The sequence below is a fragment of the Janthinobacterium sp. 1_2014MBL_MicDiv genome (assembly GCF_001865675.1).
Classification (GTDB): domain Bacteria; phylum Pseudomonadota; class Gammaproteobacteria; order Burkholderiales; family Burkholderiaceae_D; genus Janthinobacterium.
The window spans coordinates 4,366,793-4,387,039 of sequence record NZ_CP011319.1 but is presented as its reverse complement, the minus strand read 5'-3'; the positions used below and the strand labels follow the sequence as shown (position 1 = coordinate 4,387,039).

The window sequence follows — 20,247 nt, the reverse complement described above, 5'->3', positions numbered from 1 at the left end:
CATGCGGCCTAATATGGATAGATAGCCTACCTATTTATATCATCCCATGCCTGATACTGAAGATCTTCCCATCCCCGAACGCGCGCTGGCGCTGTCCGATGAATTGCGCACGGCGTTCAAGCGCCTGCTGCGCTCGATGCAGCGCGAAGGGGGCGAGCTGGAGAGCGGCGTGTCGATGATGCAATACATGCTGCTGGCGCTGATCCACGAGCAGCCCGGCATCGGCGTGGCCGCGCTGGCGCGCCTGCAGAATGTGCGCGGGCCCACCGTCAGCGCGCAGATCAAGTCTTTGGCCGAGGCGGGACTCGTCGAGCGCAGCGCGCCCGATCCGCAGGACCGGCGCCGTTCCGGCCTGCATGTGTCGGCGCAAGGCGAGGCCATCCTCGAGACCCTGCGCGCGCGCCGCCGCGATGCGCTGGCGCGGCGCATCGCCCGCCTGACGCCGCAGCAGATGGAGGCGCTGGCCGCCGCCATGCAGCCGCTGCTCGAGATTGGCCAGGCATGAGCAGCCCCGCCAAACCCGCAGGCGCAGAGGCGCCGCTGACGGAGCGTGAAGTGCGCGCCACCTACCTGGGCCTGATGGCCGTGCTGGGCCTGGGCGCGCTGGACCAGAGCATCGTCGCCACGGCCCTGCCGCGCATCGTCGACGACCTGGGCGGCATGGCGCACCTGTCGTGGGTGGTGACGGCATATGTGCTGGCCTCGACGGCCACCATGCCGCTGTACGGCAAGCTGGCCGACCAGTATGGCCGCCGTCCCATGATCTTCACGGCCTTGCTGACCTTCCTGCTCGGTTCCGTGCTGTGCGGGCTGGCGCAGAACATGACGGAACTGATCGTTTTCCGCGCCATCCAGGGCCTCGGCGCGGGCGGCTTCATGCCGCTGGCGCAAATCATCATCGGCGATATCGTGCCGCCGGCCGAGCGGGGCAAGCGGCAGGGCATGGTGCCCATCGTGTTTGCCGTCACCAGCGTGCTGGGCCCCGTGCTGGGCGGCGTCATCACGGACGCGCTGTCGTGGCACTGGATTTTCTTCGTGAACCTGCCCGTGGGCGCGGTCGCCTTTGTCATCATCGCGCGCGCCATACGCAAGCCGGTGCGCACGCATGCGCACCGGATCGACTACCTGGGTTCTGCCTTGCTGACGGGTGCCGTCACGGCGGCGCTGCTGGTGCTGGCGCTGGGCGGCACCGAGTGGCCGTGGGATGCGCTGGCCATCAAGGTGTGCGGCGGCGTCGCCGTGCTGCTGGGGATCTGGCTGGCATTCCACGTGGGCAGGGTGGATGAACCCGTGCTGCCGCCCGACCTGTTCGAGAACCGCACCTTCAATATCGCCAGCCTGGTGATGGCCGTGACGTTCATGGGCCTGATGGGCGCCAGCGTCTTCTTCCCGCTGTTCTTCCAGCTGGTGATGGGCACGACGCCCGCGGAGTCGGGCGTGATGACGGTGGCCATGATGGTGGGACTGGTGGCCTCGTCGATGTTCAACGGCAGGGTGCTGTCGCGTTCGGGCAAGTACAAGATGGTGCAGGTGATGGGGCTGGCCGTGGCGGTCGTGGCGTTTGCCGTGCTGGCCTGGGCCATGGAAACGTCGCAGGGCTACTCGATCATCGAGCCGGCCATCTTCTTCCTCGGCACGGGCCTGGGCCTGGTGATGCCGAACATGACGATCGCCGTGCAGAATGCCCTGCCATTGGCGCGGCGCGGCGTGGGCACGGCCATGCTGGCCTTCTTCCGCTCGCTGGGCGGCTTGCTGGGCGTGACGGCGTCGGGCGCCATCCTTGCGCACCAGCTGCACCGGCACGGCGTGGAAGCCGTCTCGGCGCTGGGCGCGCACGCGGCGGTACAGACGGTGGAAGTCTACCGCCATGCGATCGCCAGCGTGTTTGGCGCCGGCGCCGTGCTGCTGCTAGTGGGGCTGGTCTTCCTGCTGTTCTTGCCGGAACTGCCCTTGGAAGGGCATCCGGCAACGGTGAAGGACGATCAGTAGCGTTCCAGCCAGTGCGCGTAGGGCGCCGGCAGGGTCCACGAGGCGCGCTCGACTTTCAATTCCTTGGCGGCAAAGTAGGCCCAGTGCGGATTGGCCAGGTGTGCCTTGCCGACCATCACCAGGTCCAGCTGCTCTTCCTTGACGACGCGTTCGGCAATGGCCGGCGTGCCGAAGCCCCAGGCCGACGAGACGGGCACGCCCGCTTCGCGGCGCACGCGCTCGGCGATCGGGCCCATGAAGGCCGGGCCCCACGGGATGGTCACGTCGGGAATGGTAAAGCCCATGCTGACGCTGATCATGTCCATGCCGGCATCCTTGAACTGGCGTACCAGGCCGATCGATTCGAGCAGGGTTTGCTCGTCGCGGCCGTCGAATTCCAGCACGCCGAAGCGGATCGTCAGCGGCAGGTGCTCGGGCCACACTTCACGCACGGCTTTCAATGTTTCCAGCAAGAAGCGGCTGCGGTTTTCCAGGCTGCCGCCGTAGATATCGTCGCGCTGGTTCGAGTGGGCGGAAAAGAAGCTTTGCGCCAGGTAACCATGGGCGAAGTGCAGTTCCAGCCATTCGAAGCCCACTTCACGGGCCCGCACGGCGGCGTCGACGAAATTCTGGCGCACGCGGGCGATATCGTCGAGATCCATGGCGCGCGGCACCTTCGGCAAGCCGCCGCCAAAGGCGATGGCGGAAGGGGCGATGGTTTGCCAGCCGCGCGCGTCGCCGTCAACAATATGGTCGTCGCCTTCCCATGGGCGGTTGGCGCTGGCCTTGCGGCCCGCGTGGGCGATCTGGATGCCGGGCACGGCGCCGGCCGCCTTGATGGCTTTCACGACGGGTACAAAGGCTTGCGCCAGATCATCGTTCCAGATGCCGGTGCAGCCGGGCGTGATGCGGCCTTCCGGCGCCACGGCGGTTGCTTCGACGATCACCAGGCCGGCGCCGCCGCGCGCCATGCCTGCGTAATGCGACAGGTGCCAGTCGTTGGCCTGGCCATCGACGGCCATGTACTGGCACATGGGCGGCACGGCGATGCGGTTGCGCACGGTGATGTCTTTGAGGGTGTAGGGCTGGAAGAGGGCGGACATGGTGGCCTTTATGGTTTGTTGATGAGTAAGGTGCGGGTGGCGTGCGTATGTTGATTCGGTAGTTCGTAAATATTCGAATAATGGAATTAGTATAGCCGATGCTGTATGATTCTGCTCATGCGTCCACACAAACATCCTCCCGCCAGCGAATTCGTCCTCGAGCGCGTGCTCTACGCCTTGAGCGATTCCATCCGCCTCGACATCGTGCGCCACCTGGCCCGCGTCGACGCGGCCGCGTGCGGCGACCTGGACGGTGGACGGCCGAAATCGACCGTCTCGCACCACTTCAAGGTCTTGCGCGAAGCGGGCCTCGTCTACACGGAAAACGCAGGCACCACGCACATGAATACCCTGCGCCGCGCCGATATCGAGAGCCGTTTTCCCGGCTTGCTCGATGCCATCCTCGCACAGCAGCCGCTGCTGCAGGAGTTTGGCGGGCAGGGCGGCGCGTAGCACCTGCGGCTTGCCGTGCGGCGATGCGCGGCGACGCAACCTGTCAACCTCGGCTATGATGTCGGCCGGTCGGCAAAATCATCGGCAACGCGCTTGTCTGGGATTGTGTTGTTGAAAAGTGGCTGTATGGCAAGGGTTGTGGATGAAGGCAGTGGCAGGAATCGACGCGGACAAGGTGCTGCGCGCGCAGTTTGGCTGGATTAATCTGTTGAAGGCGGGCGCGGCGCAATTGATCGTGCTGCACCATCTGGCGTTTTACGGCCCCATGTCCGATTACGTGCAACCGCTGTGGCCCGACTTGCTGGACTGGCTGGGCGGCAGCGCGCGCATCGCCGTGCAAGTGTTCCTCGTCATCGGTGGCTTTCTCGTCGCCAAGTCCCTTGCTCCTGCGGCTCTTCCTGGTATCGATTCCCCCTTGCAAGCCATCTGGCGCCGCTATGCCAAGCTGGCGCCGCCATTCCTGGCCGCCACCCTGCTTGCCGCCGTCGCGACCCCCGTGGCCGGCATCTGGATGATGCACGATTCCATGTCGGCCGCCGTCACCCTGGGCCAGCTCAGTGCCCATGCCTTGCTGCTGCATGGCGTGCTCGGCTATGAATCGCTGTCGGCTGGCGCCTGGTATGTGGCCATCGATTTCCAGCTATACCTGCTGACGGTGTTGCTGCTGTGGCTGAGTGGCCGCCTGGCGGGTCAGCGGCGGCCGGGCTGGCTGATGCCGCTGGCCGTCACCGTGGGCATCATTCTTTCCTTGCTGTACTTCAATCTCGATGCCGGCTGGGATAACTGGGCGCCGTACTTCTTCGGCAGCTATGGCCTGGGCATGCTGGCCTGGTGGGCCAGCGACCCCAAACGCAAGCCTGGCGCCATGACCGTGCTCATGGCCCTGGCCGCCGTGCCCGTCCTGCTGGCCCTGGCCATCGACTATCGCAGCCGCATCGCGCTGGCCCTGATCGTCGCCTGCGCGCTGTTCCTGTTCGGCCGCGCCCGCACGCCTTCCCGTGGACGCGCCTGGAACGTCATCAACGCCCTGGGCCGCATCTCGTACGCCGTCTTCCTCGTCCACTTTCCCGTCAGCCTGCTGGTCAATGCATTATTTACCAGTTACGTCCCGCTCGAGCCGGAATGGCAGGCGCTGGGCATGCTGACGGCCTGGGGCGCCAGCCTGGCGGCCGGTGCCGCGTTCTATCGTTGGGTGGAGGTGCCGCTGGGACGCGTGGTGCAGGCCTGGGTGGCGAAGGCTGGCGTGCGGACGGTGTCGGCGTAGGCAGTAGATATGGGGAAAAGGTGTGGATGAGTGCTGATGTTCTGCAGTCGCGATTGGCGGGCGCTTATTCTAACGAAGGTCACCCTGTGGGGCTATTTCCTGTAATCTGCACGTAGGCCATGCAATATAGTTGCGTAGTGCCGATCAATATAACTGTTGGTGGCCATATCATGGATACTCGCGTTGCAAGGCTGAAATCACCGGCTGAGTGCGAAACTTTCGCGCAAAATGCGCGTGCACGTGGCGAGCCTGAACTTGCGGATCAGGCGCGAAGACGGGCCGTGCAGCTTCGTACGGAGTCGCACGTCTCAGTAAGTGAGGTTGAGCGAGAGTGTTTGGCGGCGGTTTACGCTTATGAGGAAGTTCTTTCTGCCAAGCGGGGAAAGCGACAGTCTGCGAGTCGAACGTGGCAAATGATTCACCGCCATGGAATTCTTCCTGCTGTTGAGCGTATTGTTACCAAGAGGGTGGAGTCCGTTGGCTATACGGCTTTGGTAGAAATGGGTCTTTTTGACTTGGCATTCGAGGCCGTAGTTCTTCGGCATCCAGAATGCTTCTCCCTTGAATCAATTGCTCGTTCGCAAGAGAGGCTTCAAAGTTGCGATAGTTTTTCGGCAGTTGTTGAGCGAAATGTTTCTGGTAGGGAGTAAGGCGGGCATTTGGGGAGTGTGCCAGTTGCTAACTTTTACGCCTCGATGGTTTTTCGAAAGCGGAAGAGCAAAACAAAAAAGCCAACCGCGAACGGTTGGCTTCTTCATAGTATTTGGTAGGCCGTGCGGGATTCGAACCTGCGACCAACGGATTAAAAGTCCGCTGCTCTACCAGCTGAGCTAACGACCCAAAAACTTTTACAACAACTTCGGTAACACTGTGCGGTAAAAAATGCTTGCTATAACAACTCGCAAGCAGATCAGTACTGCGTATTCGTGGTAGGCCGTGCGGGATTCGAACCTGCGACCAACGGATTAAAAGTCCGCTGCTCTACCAGCTGAGCTAACGACCCGAAGAAGGAAGATTATAGGGGGTGCCCGGGATTCTGTCAAACCTAACGGGCAACTTTTTCCCCGGTTTTACTTTTTACCTGCGCGTTCCTTGGCCGTCTGGGCGGCGCTGGAGTCCGGATAGCGCGAGATCAGCGCGTTGTAAGTCTTGGTGGCGTTGGCCTTGTCTTTCAGTTCCGTGTAGCAGCTGGCGATGTTGAGCATGGCGTCGGCTGCCTTCGGGCTGTCCGGGTAGTTCTTCACGACCACTTGCTGGGCGCTGATGGCGCTCTTGCAGTCGCGCTGGGCGTAGTGGGCGTTGCCCAGCCAGTATTGCGCGTTGGCCGCGTAGGCGGACTCCGGGTAGCGCTTGACGAAGGCGTCCAGCGAAGTGGCCGCCGCCTTGTAGTCGCCCGACTTGAACAGGCCCAGGGCGGCGTCATACGCGCCTTGCTCGGAGACGCCCACGGCCGCTTCCTGGCCGTCGATGGTGACCTGGCGCGGTTCGAGCTTGCGCAGGCGCGCGTCGAGGTCGGTGTAGAAATCCTTCTGGCGCTTTTGCGCGTTGGCCAGGTCATTGCCCAGCACTTCGATCTGGCCGCGCAGGCGGGCGATCTCCTGCATGGTCTGGTCGTGCTGGTTGATCAGGCTCAAGGTGCTGGTCTTGTCCGCTTTCGTGTCGATGCGGCTATTCATGTCCCGCGCCAGCGCGTCGACCTTGGAGCGCAGCTCCAGGATGGCCTTGCGTGCTTCGTCGTCGTCGAACAGGGCCGCGTTGGCGTGCAGGGGCAGGGCGGCAAAGGCGGCCAGCAGGGCGGCGGCGACGCCGGCTTTCGAGAATGTCATCATGAGTCGGGCTTTCAAAAGTTACGCAAACATGCAAACGGGGCGCTGGGCGGTGAAAATCCGCACAGCGCCCCATTATTATGCCTATGACTGGCCAGTTAGGTAAGCGCCAATCCTGCCGCGCTCACCCGGGATATCAATAAGCGATGTCAGCGCGGCGGTTTTCTGCCCATGCTGCTTCGTTGTTACCTTGAGCCTTAGGCTTTTCTTTGCCGAAGGACACTGCTTCCATCTGGCTGTCGGACACGCCCAGGGCGGCCATCGACTTGCGCACTGCTTCAGCACGTTTCTGACCCAGGGCCAGGTTGTACTCGGCGCCGCCGCGATCATCGGTGTTGCCTTGGATGATGACTTTGCGTGCTGGGGTCTTCACCAGGTAAGCCGCGTGGTTTTGCACCACTGGCGTTTCCGATTCACGCACGACGTATTTGTCGAAGTCGAAGTACACGCTGCGGTTAGCCAGCACGCCTTTTGGATCGTTCAGCGGGTCAACGGTTTCAGCAACAACGGTGTTGACTTCGCGTACGTCTGCTGGTGGCGCGGTTTTTTCAGGAGCGCGCTCGACGACTGGGGTTTCTGCCAGTTTGACAGGGGTGCTGCAAGCCGACAACAGGGCTGCAGTAGCTGCGATGAAAGCTAAACTTTTAAAGTTACTCATTTTTATTCTCCGGGTCGTGGTTAAGGTAAAACGTACTGCATTACTTCATGAAAGGACCCCAGGTGGGCTCCTTGATATTGCCAGCTTGCGTGGTCAGACGCTGCTTGACGCGGCCATCCACCGAAACTACCGCCAGCGACTTGCGTCGCCCGGATTCGGTCGCGTACATAATATATTTCCCGTTGGGCGAAAAGCTCGGTGATTCGTCGTTGGCGGTGTCCGACAGGCGCAAGTCCTGGCCACTAGCCAGGTCAAGCGCGTAGAGCTGGAAATTGCCGTCGCGACGGGAAATATAAGCGAGTGTCTTCCCGTCGGACGAAATCCGCGGGCTGGTGTTGTAGGAGCCGCCAAACGTCACGCGCTTGGCTTCGCCGCCACTGACGGGCATGCGGTAGATTTGTGGTCCGCCGCTGCGATCACTGGTGAAGTAGATGCTTTGGCCATCGGCCGAGAATTGGGGTTCCGTATCGATGCCGCTGCTGGTGGTCAGGCGGCGCAAGCCACCGCCATCGGCGTTCATGATGTAGACCTGGGTATGTCCGTCGCGCGACAGGGCCACGGCCAGGCGCGAGCCGTCCGGGCTCCAGCTCGGCGCCGAATTGCTGCCTTTTTCGTTCGACACGATGGTGCGCTGGCGCGTCACCAGGTTTTGCACGTAGACGATGGGCTTGCGTTTTTCAAACGAGACATACGCCACCTTGGTGCCGTCCGGCGACCAGGCCGGCGAAATGATCGGCTCGTGCGAGCGCAGGGCGACCTGGATGCCTTCGCCGTCGGCGTCGGCGATTTCCAGGCGGTATTCGCGGCCCGACTGCGTGACATAGGCGATGCGCGTGGCGAACGCGCCCTTGGTGCCCGTCAGCTTTTCATAGATGTCATCGGCGATCTTGTGCGCCAGCAAGCGGTTGAACTGCGGTGCGGCCGCATTGTTCATGCTCGACAGCTGGGCGCCCTTGATGGTGTCGAACAGCTTGTAGCGCACGTCCAGGCGGCCATCGGCCATGCTTTGCACGCTGCCGGCCGCCAGCGCATCGGCGCCGCGCGACTTCCACTGATCGTAGCTGACGGGGGCCGTTTCGGCGATCGGTGCATCGGTGTCGATCAGCTTGAACACGCCGCTGCGCGCCAGGTCGGCCTTGATGATGCCCGACAGCGATTGCGGCGCCGCCGCTTCATTGACGAACGGGGCGATGGTAACGGGGATCTGGTTGCTGCCGATCCCGGTAATTTCCACGCGCAGTTGCGCCTGGGCAGCCGTGGCGCCCAGCACCAGGCTGGCGCAGAGCACGACATAGCTCATTTTTTTCATGATCATCATTTAGGCAAATCCTTCATCTCGAATATGAGTTCAATCTCGCGTTCCACCGTGCCGTCTTTTTTCTTCGGCAGTGGCGACGATTTATTAATGGCGTTTTCCACCGAGCTGTCATACGCCGGCAGGCCGCTACTTTTGATCTTCCGGACCGAAATAATTTCCCCAGTTGGCAGTTGCTCGATCTTGAACACGGCGCGCGGGTTGCCCGGCACGTCCGTGCTACCGCTGTACGCGATATTGCTCTTGATCTTGCTCGTCAGGGCAGCGACATAGCCGCTGTCCTTGCGTGGCGCGGTCGATTTCTCGGCCGTGCCCGTCGTGCCGGCACCTGCCGCGCCCGTGATGCGGCTCATTTCGGCGGCACGTGCCTTGTCGGCGGCTTTTTTCTCTTCTGCCGCTTTCTTGGCCTTGGCGGCTTTTTCCGCCGCGGCTTTCTTGTCCGCCAATTCCTTCTCGGCTTTTTCCTGGGCTTTCTCTTTCTCGAGCTTGGCCTTCTCCAGCTTGTCGGCCTTTTCCTTCTCGAGCTTCTCAGCCTTGTCTTTTTCCTTCTGCTTCTGTTTTTCCAGCTCGCGTTTTTCTTCCTCGCGTTCCTTCTGTTCCTGCTTGCGGCGCTCTTCCGCGGCCGCTTTGTCCTTTTCTTCCTTCAGCTTGGCCTTCTTGCGCTCGAGGGCGATTTCCGCCTCGCGCAGGTCGACCCTAGGCTCGGGCGCTGCCACCGGCGGCGGTGGCGGCGGGGCGGGCCGTTCGACTTCCGGTTCCGGCGGCGGGGCAGGCGTCGGCTCCGGTTCCGTCGCCACCTCGGGCGGCGGCGCGGCCGTCTGCACCTTCAGGTCCCACACTTCCGCTTCCACGGCCACAGGTTCCGTATTTTGCCAGTGTACGCCCACCCACAGGAAAAACAGCAGGCCAAGATGCATCGCCAGCGCCAGGCCCAGTGAGGGCCAGCGGCTGCGTTCGCGCGGCACGCTGTAGGGCTTGCCGAGTACATGGTCGATTTGTTTGGTCTGCAAAGTCAAGTCTATCTAAAAACAGTCAAGTCTGGATACGTGAGAGTGCGCTTACTTGGTGGCCAGGCCAACCCGGGTGATGCCCATCTTTTTCGCTTCCGAAATCAGCTGGATCACATCGTCGTACTTGCTTTCCTTGTCGCCCGCGATCAGCACGGGATAGTCGGGATTGGTCTCGTGCAAGCCACGCAGCTTGCGCAGCAGGGCGTCGCGGTTCGGTTCCGTTTCCGGCGCCAGCTGTTCCTTGCCGATCACGCCGATCGACAGCGAGCCGTTCGGCTTGAGCACGATCTGGATATAGTCATCGGGCGGTTTCGCCGTCTTTTCCGCGTTGGGCAGGTTCACCACGCTGGGATTGTTCGACGACGGCATCACCATGAAAATGATCAGCAGTACCAGCATCACGTCGATATATGGCACGACGTTGATTTCCGACTTGAACTTGCGGCCTCGGCCGCCGCGCATGCCGCCGCTATTGAATGAAGAGCCCATGGACGCTGCCCCCTCTTAGCGCGACTGGCGCTGCAGGATGTTGGAGAATTCCTCGACGAAGCTTTCGAAGCGGATCGCCAGGCGGTCGATATCATGCGAGAAACGGTTGTAGGCCACGACGGCGGGAATGGCCGCGAACAGGCCGATGGCGGTGGCGATCAGCGCTTCGGCAATGCCGGGCGCGACGGCGGCCAGCGTGGCTTGCTGCACGTTGGCCAGGCCGCGGAAGGCGTTCATGATGCCCCACACGGTGCCGAGCAGGCCGATGTACGGCGAGACGGAGCCGACGGACGCGAGGAAGGCCAGGTGCGATTCGAGCACGTCCATTTCGCGCTGGAAGGCGGCGCGCATGGCGCGGCGGGCGCCGTCGAGCACGGCGCCGACGTCGAGCGCTTCGCGCGAACCGTACGAGGCCTTGCCCTTGATGAATTCGCCCATGCCGGCATCGAAGATGCGGGCCAGCGCGCCGCTCTGGTCGCGGTTGCCGTTGGCGCTCTGGTGCAGCGCATGCAGGTTGCCGCCGGCCCAGAAGCTGCGTTCAAATTCGATGGTTTGCTTGCGGGCCTGACGTACCGCAAACATCTTGCGGAAAATGTAGGTCCAGCTGGTGAGGGAGATCAGCAACAGCAGGGCCATGATCAATTGCACGATCAGGTGGGCATTGGAGATGAGCGCGAGGAAAGAAAGATCTTGTGTAACGTTCATTGGCTGGCAGTCTGTTGGTGAATTATCCGGGGGTGGCGGGTAGGGCTCAGGCGGCGCGCATGCGGGCCGCCACTGCATCAGGCACGGCGCGCGGGCGCAGTGCCGAGTCGACGCAGCCGATCTTGACGCGTGCCGTATTGAGCAGGCTGTCGCCGCACCAGGCTTGTTGCAGGAAAACGATGGAGGCGCGCCCCATTTTCTCTATGCTTAAGGTTAATCTTATCGTGTCATCGAGTCTGGCCGGCGCATGATAGTCGGCGTTGACGCTTTTGACAACGAACATCGCGTCGTGCTGTTGTAGCAATTCCTGCTGGCCTACCTCGATGGCGCGCAGCCATTCTGTGCGCGCGCGCTCAAAGAACTTCAGGTAGTTTGCGTAGTAAACGATGCCACCGGCGTCGGTGTCTTCATAGTAGACACGTACGTTCCAGGTAAAGACTGAAGGCATGTTTATTGCGCCAGTAGTGAGATTGAGCAACATTTTACGCGATTTTTCTTCTTGTGACTTGAGGCGCTTGCCTGAATGCCATGCAAAAGCAGCATGCAAGTTGCACCGCAGCATTGTAAGTCTGGGGTGTCCAATGGCAAGCTTCGTAACATACGCTTACATGCCGCAGCCAGGTTTAAGTTCAGCTTAAGAACTGGCGTAGCGGCCCCGTTGATGCTGCGGCGTGCCCGGGCTTGCATGGCGCGCGGCGATTATAGCCGCACCGTTGCATTCCTTGCTCAATTTGAGCACTTAACTTACAATTTGATTTCCATTACGTCTCACGTGACTGGCGAAAAGTCGAAGCGATCTCCACAGTGTGGCGGTCCGCTTACCGGCGAAAGGTGGACACCCACCGGGAAACGTGAGATTTTTCATCAGCCGTTCGCCTGGGTAGCCACTATGGAAAAGCACGAAGAGGCTGCCTGTCCAATGTTGTTATTCACTTAACGCCGGCTCCCCTCATTCGATCCAACCTGCCAGTACAAGCACCCTCATACTTGGAGTTTTTACATGTTTGCAAAAGATCACACCCTCGCCAACGTCGATCCTGAATTGTTCGCCGTCATTCAAAAAGAAAATGTGCGCCAGCACGATCACATCGAGTTGATCGCGTCGGAAAACTACACCTCGCCAGCCGTGATGGAAGCGCAAGGTTCGCAACTGACGAACAAGTATGCCGAAGGCTATCCAGGCAAGCGCTACTACGGCGGCTGCGAATACGTCGACGTGGCCGAGCAACTGGCGATCGACCGCGTGAAACAGCTGTTCGGCGCCGAATGCGCGAACGTGCAGCCGAACTCGGGCTCGCAAGCGAACCAGGGCGTGTTCTTCGCCATGCTGAAACCAGGCGACCTGATCATGGGTATGTCGCTGGCCGAAGGCGGCCACCTGACGCACGGCATGCCGCTGAACATGTCCGGCAAATGGTTCGACGTCGTGTCCTACGGCTTGACGGCGGAAGAAGACATCGACTACGAGGCCATGGAGCGCCTGGCGCGCGAACGCAAGCCCAAGCTGATCATCGCCGGCGCGTCCGCATTCTCGAAAAAGATCGACTTCGAGCGTTTCAGCAAGATCGCCAAGGAAGTGGGCGCCTACTTCATGGTCGACATGGCCCACTACGCCGGCCTGATCGCCGCCGGCCTGTACCCGAACCCGGTGCCATTCGCCGACTTCGTCACCTCGACCACGCACAAATCGCTGCGCGGCCCGCGCGGCGGCATCATCCTGATGAAGGCCGAGCACGAAAAAGCCATCAACTCGGCCATCTTCCCCGGCATCCAGGGCGGCCCGCTGATGCACGTGATCGCCGGCAAGGCCGTCGCCTTCAAGGAAGCGCTGAGCCCTGAATTCGTCGACTACCAGAAGCAAGTGATCAAGAACGCCGACGTGCTGGCGAAAACCCTGATCAAGCGCGGCCTGCGCATCGTTTCCGGCGGCACCGAGTCGCACGTCATGCTGGTCGACCTGCGCGCCAAGAACCTGACGGGCAAGGAAGCCGAAGCCATCCTCGGTTCCGCGCACATCACCTGCAACAAGAACGGCATCCCGAACGACCCGCAAAAGCCATTCGTCACCTCGGGCATCCGCCTGGGCAGCCCGGCGATGACGACGCGCGGCTTCAAGGAAGCGCAAGCGGAAGAAGTGGGCAACCTGATCGCCGACGTGCTGGACAATCCGCATGACGCCGCCACCATCGAGCGCGTGAAAGCGGCCGTGAAAGTGCTGGCCGACGCGCACCCGGTCTACGCCGCATAATTATTTGTCCAGAATGTGTCATACAGAGTAAGATTCTGTCTGACACATTCCGTTGTGCCCATGGGCGCCCGGAGTGATTCGGGCGCCCTTTAATTTAAGAGCGGCGATTTTCCGTCATTCACTACTATAAAGTTGTATCCGCCACATGAAATGTCCATTTTGCCAGCACGGCGACACCCAGGTTCTCGATACGCGCGTATCGGAGGAAGGGGATGCCATACGGCGGCGGCGCCGCTGCAGCAAATGCGACAAGCGCTTCACCACCTATGAGCGCATTGAACTTATCATGCCGGCCGTCGTCAAAAAGAATGGCAGCCGGACGGAGTTCGCTGCGGATAAGTTGCGCGGCAGTTTGATGCTGGCCTTGCGCAAGCGCCCCGTCGCGGCCGCCTCAGTGGACACGGCCATCGCGTCCATCCAGGAAAAACTGCTGACCAGCGGCTTGCGCGAAGTCGATTCCGGCTATATCGGCGAACTCGTCATGCAGGAATTGAAGCGTCTCGACAAGATCGCCTACATCCGCTTCGCTTCCGTCTACAAGAATTTCGAAGACCTGGCCGAGTTCCAGGATGCGATCGCCGAAGTGGGACAGGCGCGCAAGCCCTGACTTGCGTCTGATCGCGGCGCGCTGGCGGCTGGCGTGCCGCGGACGTTTCGGCGCCTTGCCGTCCCGGCGATTCGTCGCCTCACTGTCGCACCATCTCATTCGTCCATCGTCCATCGTCCAGACTCGATGCACCCTGCAGGGCTGGCCGCCCTATGGCCGCATCGTCACGGCCGCGTGTAGGCGCCACCTGGCCATGCCGCGCGCGAGGCTGCTGCTTGCCTGGCGTTTCCGGCAAGCGGTCTGATCAATTACAGCAGCTTTTTTTCCTCGCGCCGCGCCTTTTTGCCACATCGTTTGCGCTGCCGCATACCAGAGTCTTTGACCGCGCCTATCGTGTAGCTGGGCCGCCCGTTCCTGCGGTCCGTTTTGCGCGAGGGAGCACTTCATGGGCAACGGAGGCCGCCGCAGGGCGACGATGGACGGCAGCAGCCTGGTCGAGGTGCTGGTGTCGCTGCTGCTACTGGCGCTGGGCTTGCTCGGCGCCAGCATATTGCAGCTGACTTCCCTGCGCGCGCGCCATGAGTCGGCGCTGCTGTTGGCCGGCGCCCAGCTGGCTTCTGGCATGGCCGAGCGCATGCGCGCCAATGGCGGCCTCCTGCATGGTCCCGACGCCAACAATCCCTATTTGAACCTGGCTTACGAAGCGGCGCCGGATGGTGCCGAACCGCCTGGCGGCGCGCCCGACTGCTTTGGCGCCGCCGCCTGCGGCGCGGCACAGCTGGCGCAATTCGACATCGCCGAGTGGAAACAGCAGCTGCATGCCGCCTTGCCCGGCGCGCGCCTGCTGATCTGCCGCGATGCCCAGGCATGGGACAGCGCCGCGCAAGGCTTGCACTGGGCTTGCAGCGGCGGCAAGGGCGCGCCCATCGTCATCAAGCTGGGCTGGCGCGGCCGCCGTCCCGACGGTAAGCCTGCCGTGAATGGGGCCGGCGAGTCGCTGCCCAAGCTGGCATTGCAACTGGGCGGAGGCGGCGCATGAGTGCCGCACGACGCCGGCGTGGCGGCATGAGCCTGGTTGAATTGCTGGTGGCCCTGTTCCTGGGTGCCCTGCTGATGCTGGCCGCCAGCACCGTGCTGCTGGCGGCCAGCGGCAGTTACTTCGACCAGTCCGCCAGCGCGCGCCTGGATGACAACGGCCGCTATGCGCTCGATGCCATCGCCAGGGCCGTGCGCCAGACGGCGTACGTGAATTGGGACAGCAGCGCCGCGCCGGTCGCCCACGCGGCGCATGACAGCGCCAATATCGCCGGGCTTGACGCGCACAGCCTGGGCAAGAACAGCGAGGGCATCAGCCAGCCGCTGCCGGCCGCCGTGCACGGCAGCGACGTGCTGGCCTTGCGCTATTACGGCGCCGGCATGGGAGAGAACGGCGATGGCTCCGTCCTCAATTGCGCCGGCTTTGGCGTCGGCGCCGCGCAGACGGAGGCGCAGCGGGGCTGGAGCATTTTTTATGTGGCGCAGGGCGCCGACGGCGAGGGAGAATTGCGCTGCAAGTACCGTGGCGCGAACGGCTGGGGCGCCGACGCCATCATCCGTGGCGTCGACACCTTCCAGGTCCTGTATGGCCTCGATACGGATACGCCGCCCGATGGCGTGGCGAACCAGTACGTCAAGGCCAGCGCGCTCGACGCTTACGATGCGGCGCTGCTGCTGGTGGGCGCCAGCGCGGCCGAACGCCAGCGCGACTTTGCCCGCCGCACGCACTGGAAGCGCGTGGCCAGCGTGCGCGTGGCGTTGCTGCTGCATGGCGAGGCGGGCGAAGCGGAAAAGACCGGGCCAGCGCAGTTCGACCTGTTTGGTGCCGCGTATGCGGAGGCGCATGGCGCCAGCGACACGGGCGTGCGCATCGCACGTTCAGCCCTGCCTGCCGCCTTGCGTGGCCGGCTGCGGCACATGCTGCAGACCAGCATCCTGCTGCGCAACGGGCCGGCATAGGCGGCACGATGGCCAGCGCTGGCGCCAGCTGCGGCTCACCGGTTTGCCTCCAGCGGGGGGCGATCCTGGTGTACGTGCTGTGCCTGCTGGTCGTGATCCTGTTGCTGGGCATATCGGCGGCGCAGATGGCATTGCTGGGCGAAAAGGCGGCTCGCGGCGAGCGCGACCGGCATATCGCGTTCCAGGCCGCGGAGGAGGCATTGATGGATGCGCAGAACGATATCGAAGGCTTGCCCGGCGCGCCAGGACGCAGCAGCCTGTTCGCGCCGGGCAGCGCGGCGGGATTCACTGTCGGCTGCGGCGATGGTGGCGAGCTGGGCTTGTGCCTGCCGGCGGAAAAGGGCGCGCCGGCGCTGTGGCTGAGCATGGAGCTGGGCGGTGCCGAGGCGGCCAGCGGGAGCGACGGGAACCGCGCCGTACCCTATGGCCGGTTTACGGGCGCGGCCATGCAGACGGGACAGGGCTTTTTGCCATTTCGCCGGCCCCGCTACATCATCGAGTTGCTGCCGTTTCACCTGCCCGGCGAAGAGGCGGGGGCCGTGATCGGCAGCCTCGCCACCGGCAATTATTTGTACCGCGTGACGGCCATCGGTTTTGGCGCGCAGGACAGCACGCAGGTGGTGCTGCAAAGCTATTACCGCAAGCAGGTAGCCGGAGCGGGGCCATGATCGCGCATCGGCATCGGCATTGGCTGGCGCTGCGGCGCGCTGGCCGGGCCTGGCTGGCGGCGCTGTGCTGGCTATGTTGCAGCGTTGCCGTTGGCGCCACCACGCCCACGGTGACGCTGGAGCGGGCCGACGTCGGCTTGTACGGTGCCCGCGTGCCGCCGAATCTGCTGCTCAACCTGTCGTTCACGCACGCTGCCGCCGCTGCCGCGCATGCAGGCGACTACGCGCCGCAGCGCGACTACGCCGGCTACTTCCATGCGCGCATGTGCTACCGCTATCCGTATCGCAGCAAGGATGGCGTGAGCGTGCCGGACTTGCGCGTAGCGACCGCTTACTTCTCTGTCCTGAAGCCGGCCGACGCGCAGCATGGCTGTGGCGGCGATAGTTTCAGCGGCAACTTCCTCAACTGGGCTAGCGCCAGCATGCTCGATATCGTCCGCTATGCCCTGACGGGCGGCGACCGCGTCATCGACGAGGCGCGCAAGACGGTGCTGCAGCGCGCTTATCTGCCTGACAGCCTGAACGGCAACGATGCCATCGACTTTTTCGCCCATCCCGCCTTTTTCCCGCGCAAGGTTTTGCGCGAGGGCGTGGCGGCCGCGACACCGTTTGCGCTGGCGCAACTGGCCATCGTTTCCTGCCGCAACCGCCTGCTGTTTGGCGACGGTACGCTGCCGGCGGGCGGCAATTGCGACGTTCCCGGCGTAGCGGGTACTCACGGCGTGTTCCTGGCGCGGGTGCAGGTGTGCGATGTTACCGAGGGGCCGCTGCGCGCTGACCTGTGCCTCGCGTATGGCAAGTACTACAAGCCGGTGGGCGCCGTGCAGCGCCATGGCGGCAGGGTGCGCGTGGGCGTGTTCGGGCACCTGAACGCCGCGCCGCCGGGCGCTGGCTATGTCTACGGCGGCGTATTGCGCGCGCCGCTGGCCCATGCGGGCAGCCAGCGCTGGGCGGCGCCCGATTTTTTACCGCAAGACAATCCCGAGTCCGAGTGGAATGCCGCCAATGGCGTGTATGTTCCCCATGGCGCGGGCCATGGCGGCGGGGTGACCGCTTACATCAACGGCCTGGGGCGCAGCAATGTCCTGCATCCCGGCGCCTACGCCAGGGCGGCACCGACGGCCGAACTGCTGTACGAATCGCTGCGCTACCTGCAGGGGCGGCAAGCGAGCGCCGTGGTGCCGCCCGCCACGGCGCCGCCTGCCGTCGACGAAGGTTTGCCTGTCATCACCCAGTGGAGCGACCCGCTGGCGGCCAGTTGCCAGCGCCAGGTCGTCGTCAGCGTGGCCGACGCGGGCATGGCGGGCGATCGTTACGTGCCGGGCAATGTGCCGACAGCCAGTCCGCCCATGCATGCCAGCGACCGCGCCCGAGCGGCCGATGGCTATGCGCCGCCCGCGCTCGATGTCATGGCGTGGACGCGCGCGGTGGGCAAGCTGGAAAGCGAGGGCGGACAAGGCAACCCGGCGCCACGGCCTGAACTGGCCGGACTGGAGTTGGTGGCCGATGGGGCCGGTGGCGCCAGCTACCATGCGGCCGGCCTGGCGTACTGGTCGCATGTGCAGGCGCTGCGACCCGGCGCAGGGGGCAAGGGCGGCAGCGCGGTCGAACACCATGCGGGCGACTTACGGCCGGGCGACCCGTCCGGCGCGCCGCCCGTCACTCCCTTGTTGCTGGCGGCCAAGTATGGCGGCTTTCTTGACGCGGACGGCGACGCCAATCCCTTCCACAGCGCGGCGGGCAGCGCGATGGATGAGTGGAGCGTGGATGGCCGCTGGCCCAGCCATTACCTGGCGGGCAGCGACCCTGCTGCCCTGATCGCCGGCGTGCGCGCCGCCTTCGTGGCCGCCGACAAGGGGACAGGCACGGCGGCACTGGCCGGCCCCTCGCTGATGGCGCTGGCCAGCGGCACGGAGGAGGCGTACTGGTTTCACACGCGGATGCGCCTGGCCGATGGCGGCATGACCTTGTCGCGCACCGCGTTTGGCGTGGGCGCCGATGGCGGCATGCTTGCTGGCAAGCCAGTGTGGCGCACCGGCGAGCGCGACAAGGCCATGGCGGATGCTACGCCAGCGACCTGGCGCCCCGTCTACACGCTCGATGGCCAGGGCGCCCTGATGCCATTGACCTGGGACAAGCTCGACGCGCAGCAGCGCGCCGCCTTCGCTGGCGGCGGTGGCGCGGATGGGCAGGACGATGGCCAGGGAGAGGCGCGGCTCGCCTATCTGCTGGGCGGAATGCTGCACGAGGTGGGGCGGCCGGGCGGCTTCCTGCGCCGGCGATCAGGCAGCCTGGGTACGGCGCCTTATGGCAACCTCGCGTACGTGGGCGCACCGGCGCCGGGCATGCCGGGCACGGATTACGCCTTGCATCGCAAGCTGCTGCTGCAGCGGAAAAGGATGCTGTACCTGGGCGCAAACGATGGCTTGCTGCATGCGTTCGACGCGCGCACCGGCAGCGAGCTGTACGCCTATCTGCCGCGTGCGCTGCTACGCCCCGCCGTGGCCATGGCGAGCACTCACTACAGTCCGGGCCCCATGCTGGACGGCGCCGCGGCCACGGCGGAAGTGCTGGTGCTGGGACACTGGAAGACAGTGCTGGTGTCCGGCATGGGGGGCGGCGCGCAGGGTGTGTTTGCGCTCGACATCACCGACCCGGCGCGCTTCGCGCAAGACGGGGCGCTGTGGGAATTTACGGACCGCGACGATAAGCTCATCGGCAACGTGCGCGCACCGCCAGACTTTGCCCGCGTCAACATGGGCGGCAAGGATGGCGCGCCGGCTTACCGCGATTTTGCCGTGGTGGCCAGCGGCTACAACAATAGCGTGGACGATGGCAAGGATACGACGGCGCCAGCCTCTGCGGCCGCCATCTTCCTGCTGGCGCTGGACAAGCCGCCCGGCACGCCGTGGCTGTTGGGCAGCAATTACTACCGGCTGAAAGTACCGGTGGACAGCGATGGCGATGGAGAGGAGGGCCCGGTTGCTGGTGCCGGTGCCGGCCTTGGCGCGGCAGCCACCGCCACCGCCACCGCCCACGCGCTGGGGCCGCCCGCCCTGGTGCCGGGCAGCGACGGGGCGCTGGCCTACCTGTATGCGGGCGATTTGCAGGGTAATATCTGGCGCCTCGACCTGTCCATGGGGCCGCCGTGGAAGGATGGCGTGGGGCGCAAACGCATCTTTGTCGCGCACGATGCGCAGGGCCGGCGCCAGCCCGTGACGCAGCAGCTGAAAGTGGCGTATGCGACCGGCGGCGGCTATCTGCTGCTGTTTGGCACGGGCAAGCTGGTCGAGGCGGCCGACACCTGGCCGGCGGCCTTCCTGTCGCAGGCGTTTTATGCCGTCCATGACGACTTGCGCGAGCAGTCTCCCACGCGCACCCGTGCCGAGCTGGAGCGGCGCAGCCTGGGCGAGGCGGCGGGCGGCGTGCGCGTCGATGGCGCCGAGTTGCGCTACACGGGCAGCGATGCCATGCGCGGCTGGTATCTCGATTTTCTCGAAACCGCGCAGACGGGCGAGCGCAGCATCCACAACCCGGTACTGGCGGCAGGCAAGGTGGTGTTCAATACCGTCTTGCCGGGGCGAGACCCGTGTGCGCGGCCGGCTACGCGCGTATACGTGCTCGACGTGCTCAGCGGTTTTGCCGCCGACGCCGCCGGCGTGGTACAGGCGGGTGCACAGACGGGGCAGTTGCACGATGGCCTGGCGCGCGGGCCGCCATTGGTGATGGAGCTCAACAGTACGGTGGCTGCCGCCAACGCGACGGGGCGTGCCGAGGGGCGCAAGGAACTCGCCGTACTGCAGCCGGGCTTGTCTGGCGCGGCCGGGCTCAAGGCGCTCAAGGTGGTCAGTGCGCCGCTGCCCGCTGGGCGCATCAGCTGGCGCGAGGTGGCGAACTGGCGTGAATTGCACGAGGCGGCAAAAAAGAAATAGCGTGGCGAGCGCTGTAAAGAATGTGAAATTGCCAAAGGTGCAATGAGGAACGTTGGCGAACATTGA

The 20,247-nt window shown here is 64.0% G+C and carries 18 protein-coding genes, 2 tRNA genes and 1 riboswitch; of the genes, 10 read left to right on the top strand and 10 right to left on the bottom strand.

All coding sequences use genetic code 11. From position 1 onward, the window contains the following. Positions 1 to 46: 46 nt before the first annotated feature. Together YQ44_RS19000 and YQ44_RS18995 are read left to right on the top strand one after the other, a co-directional pair. Positions 47 to 505, top strand: a complete 459-nt coding sequence (locus YQ44_RS19000) for a MarR family winged helix-turn-helix transcriptional regulator (protein WP_071324712.1) — start codon at positions 47 to 49, stop codon at positions 503 to 505. After that, a complete protein-coding gene (locus YQ44_RS18995; protein ID WP_232250945.1) occupies positions 502 to 1,989 on the top strand; it encodes an MDR family MFS transporter in 1,488 nt (495 codons plus the stop codon). The genes YQ44_RS19000 and YQ44_RS18995 overlap by 4 nt, the downstream gene beginning before the upstream one ends. Here the strand turns inward: YQ44_RS18995 and YQ44_RS18990 are convergent. Further along, complete coding sequence (locus YQ44_RS18990) at positions 1,983 to 3,071, bottom strand: NADH:flavin oxidoreductase/NADH oxidase (RefSeq protein WP_071324711.1); 1,089 nt, start codon at positions 3,069 to 3,071, stop codon at positions 1,983 to 1,985. The two genes, YQ44_RS18995 and YQ44_RS18990, sit on opposite strands and share 7 nt — an antisense overlap. 117 nt (positions 3,072 to 3,188) lie before the next feature. Here YQ44_RS18990 and YQ44_RS18985 point away from each other — a divergent pair, with 117 nt between their 5' ends. Beyond that, a complete protein-coding gene (locus tag YQ44_RS18985) occupies positions 3,189 to 3,524 on the top strand; it encodes an ArsR/SmtB family transcription factor (RefSeq protein WP_071326620.1) in 336 nt (111 codons plus the stop codon). A gap of 142 nt (positions 3,525 to 3,666) precedes the next feature. Continuing rightward, on the top strand, positions 3,667 to 4,788 hold the full coding sequence (locus YQ44_RS18980) for an acyltransferase family protein (RefSeq protein ID WP_071324710.1): 1,122 nt from the start codon (positions 3,667 to 3,669) through the stop codon (positions 4,786 to 4,788). Positions 4,789 to 5,552: 764 nt separating this feature from the next. Here the strand turns inward: YQ44_RS18980 and YQ44_RS18975 are convergent. The 9 genes from YQ44_RS18975 to ybgC all read right to left on the bottom strand — a co-directional run bounded on the left by YQ44_RS18975 (position 5,553) and on the right by ybgC (position 11,239). Continuing rightward, a tRNA-Lys gene (locus tag YQ44_RS18975) sits at positions 5,553 to 5,628 on the bottom strand. Between the two features lie 87 nt (positions 5,629 to 5,715). Beyond that, a tRNA-Lys gene (locus tag YQ44_RS18970) sits at positions 5,716 to 5,791 on the bottom strand. Positions 5,792 to 5,858: 67 nt separating this feature from the next. Then, complete coding sequence (ybgF, locus tag YQ44_RS18965) at positions 5,859 to 6,617, bottom strand: tol-pal system protein YbgF (protein ID WP_071324709.1); 759 nt, start codon at positions 6,615 to 6,617, stop codon at positions 5,859 to 5,861. A gap of 133 nt (positions 6,618 to 6,750) precedes the next feature. Then, positions 6,751 to 7,272 carry a peptidoglycan-associated lipoprotein Pal gene (gene pal / locus YQ44_RS18960; RefSeq protein ID WP_071324708.1) on the bottom strand — a complete coding sequence of 174 codons (522 nt, stop codon included), beginning with the start codon at positions 7,270 to 7,272 and terminating at the stop codon, positions 6,751 to 6,753. Between the two features lie 40 nt (positions 7,273 to 7,312). After that, the gene (gene tolB / locus YQ44_RS18955; RefSeq protein WP_083411951.1) at positions 7,313 to 8,590 is read right to left on the bottom strand and encodes a Tol-Pal system beta propeller repeat protein TolB; all 1,278 of its coding nucleotides are present in this window, start codon (positions 8,588 to 8,590) and stop codon (positions 7,313 to 7,315) included. After that, entirely contained in the window at positions 8,587 to 9,597 is a 1,011-nt protein-coding gene (gene tolA / locus YQ44_RS18950) for a cell envelope integrity protein TolA (protein ID WP_083411950.1), read from the bottom strand. Before tolA ends, tolB begins: the two co-directional genes overlap by 4 nt. Before the next feature lie 48 nt (positions 9,598 to 9,645). Then, on the bottom strand, positions 9,646 to 10,086 hold the full coding sequence (locus YQ44_RS18945) for an ExbD/TolR family protein (protein WP_083411949.1): 441 nt from the start codon (positions 10,084 to 10,086) through the stop codon (positions 9,646 to 9,648). Positions 10,087 to 10,101: 15 nt separating this feature from the next. Continuing rightward, positions 10,102 to 10,791 (bottom strand): protein TolQ, encoded by a 690-nt coding sequence (tolQ, locus tag YQ44_RS18940; RefSeq protein WP_071324706.1) that lies wholly within the window; start codon positions 10,789 to 10,791, stop codon positions 10,102 to 10,104. A 46-nt stretch (positions 10,792 to 10,837) separates the two neighbouring features. After that, the gene (ybgC, locus tag YQ44_RS18935) at positions 10,838 to 11,239 is read right to left on the bottom strand and encodes a tol-pal system-associated acyl-CoA thioesterase (protein WP_071326617.1); all 402 of its coding nucleotides are present in this window, start codon (positions 11,237 to 11,239) and stop codon (positions 10,838 to 10,840) included. Between the two features lie 314 nt (positions 11,240 to 11,553). Continuing rightward, positions 11,554 to 11,680, top strand: a riboswitch (ZMP/ZTP riboswitch). Positions 11,681 to 11,791: 111 nt separating this feature from the next. Here ybgC and glyA point away from each other — a divergent pair. The 6 genes from glyA (at position 11,792) to YQ44_RS18905 (ending at position 20,181) form a co-directional block, all read left to right on the top strand. Next, a complete protein-coding gene (gene glyA, locus YQ44_RS18930) occupies positions 11,792 to 13,039 on the top strand; it encodes a serine hydroxymethyltransferase (RefSeq protein WP_071324705.1) in 1,248 nt (415 codons plus the stop codon). Between the two features lie 145 nt (positions 13,040 to 13,184). Continuing rightward, a complete protein-coding gene (gene nrdR, locus YQ44_RS18925) occupies positions 13,185 to 13,646 on the top strand; it encodes a transcriptional regulator NrdR (RefSeq protein ID WP_071324704.1) in 462 nt (153 codons plus the stop codon). 385 nt (positions 13,647 to 14,031) lie between these two features. Further along, positions 14,032 to 14,625, top strand: coding sequence for a type IV pilus modification protein PilV (gene pilV / locus YQ44_RS18920; protein ID WP_071324703.1), 594 nt, complete (start codon positions 14,032 to 14,034; stop codon positions 14,623 to 14,625). Continuing rightward, positions 14,622 to 15,581: a PilW family protein gene (locus YQ44_RS18915; protein WP_071324702.1), complete on the top strand. Its 960-nt coding sequence runs from the start codon at positions 14,622 to 14,624 to the stop codon at positions 15,579 to 15,581. The genes pilV and YQ44_RS18915 overlap by 4 nt, the downstream gene beginning before the upstream one ends. Positions 15,582 to 15,589: 8 nt before the next feature. Then, complete coding sequence (locus YQ44_RS18910) at positions 15,590 to 16,249, top strand: pilus assembly PilX family protein (protein ID WP_071324701.1); 660 nt, start codon at positions 15,590 to 15,592, stop codon at positions 16,247 to 16,249. Next, positions 16,246 to 20,181 (top strand): pilus assembly protein, encoded by a 3,936-nt coding sequence (locus YQ44_RS18905; RefSeq protein ID WP_071324700.1) that lies wholly within the window; start codon positions 16,246 to 16,248, stop codon positions 20,179 to 20,181. The genes YQ44_RS18910 and YQ44_RS18905 overlap by 4 nt, the downstream gene beginning before the upstream one ends. Positions 20,182 to 20,247: the final 66 nt, after the last annotated feature.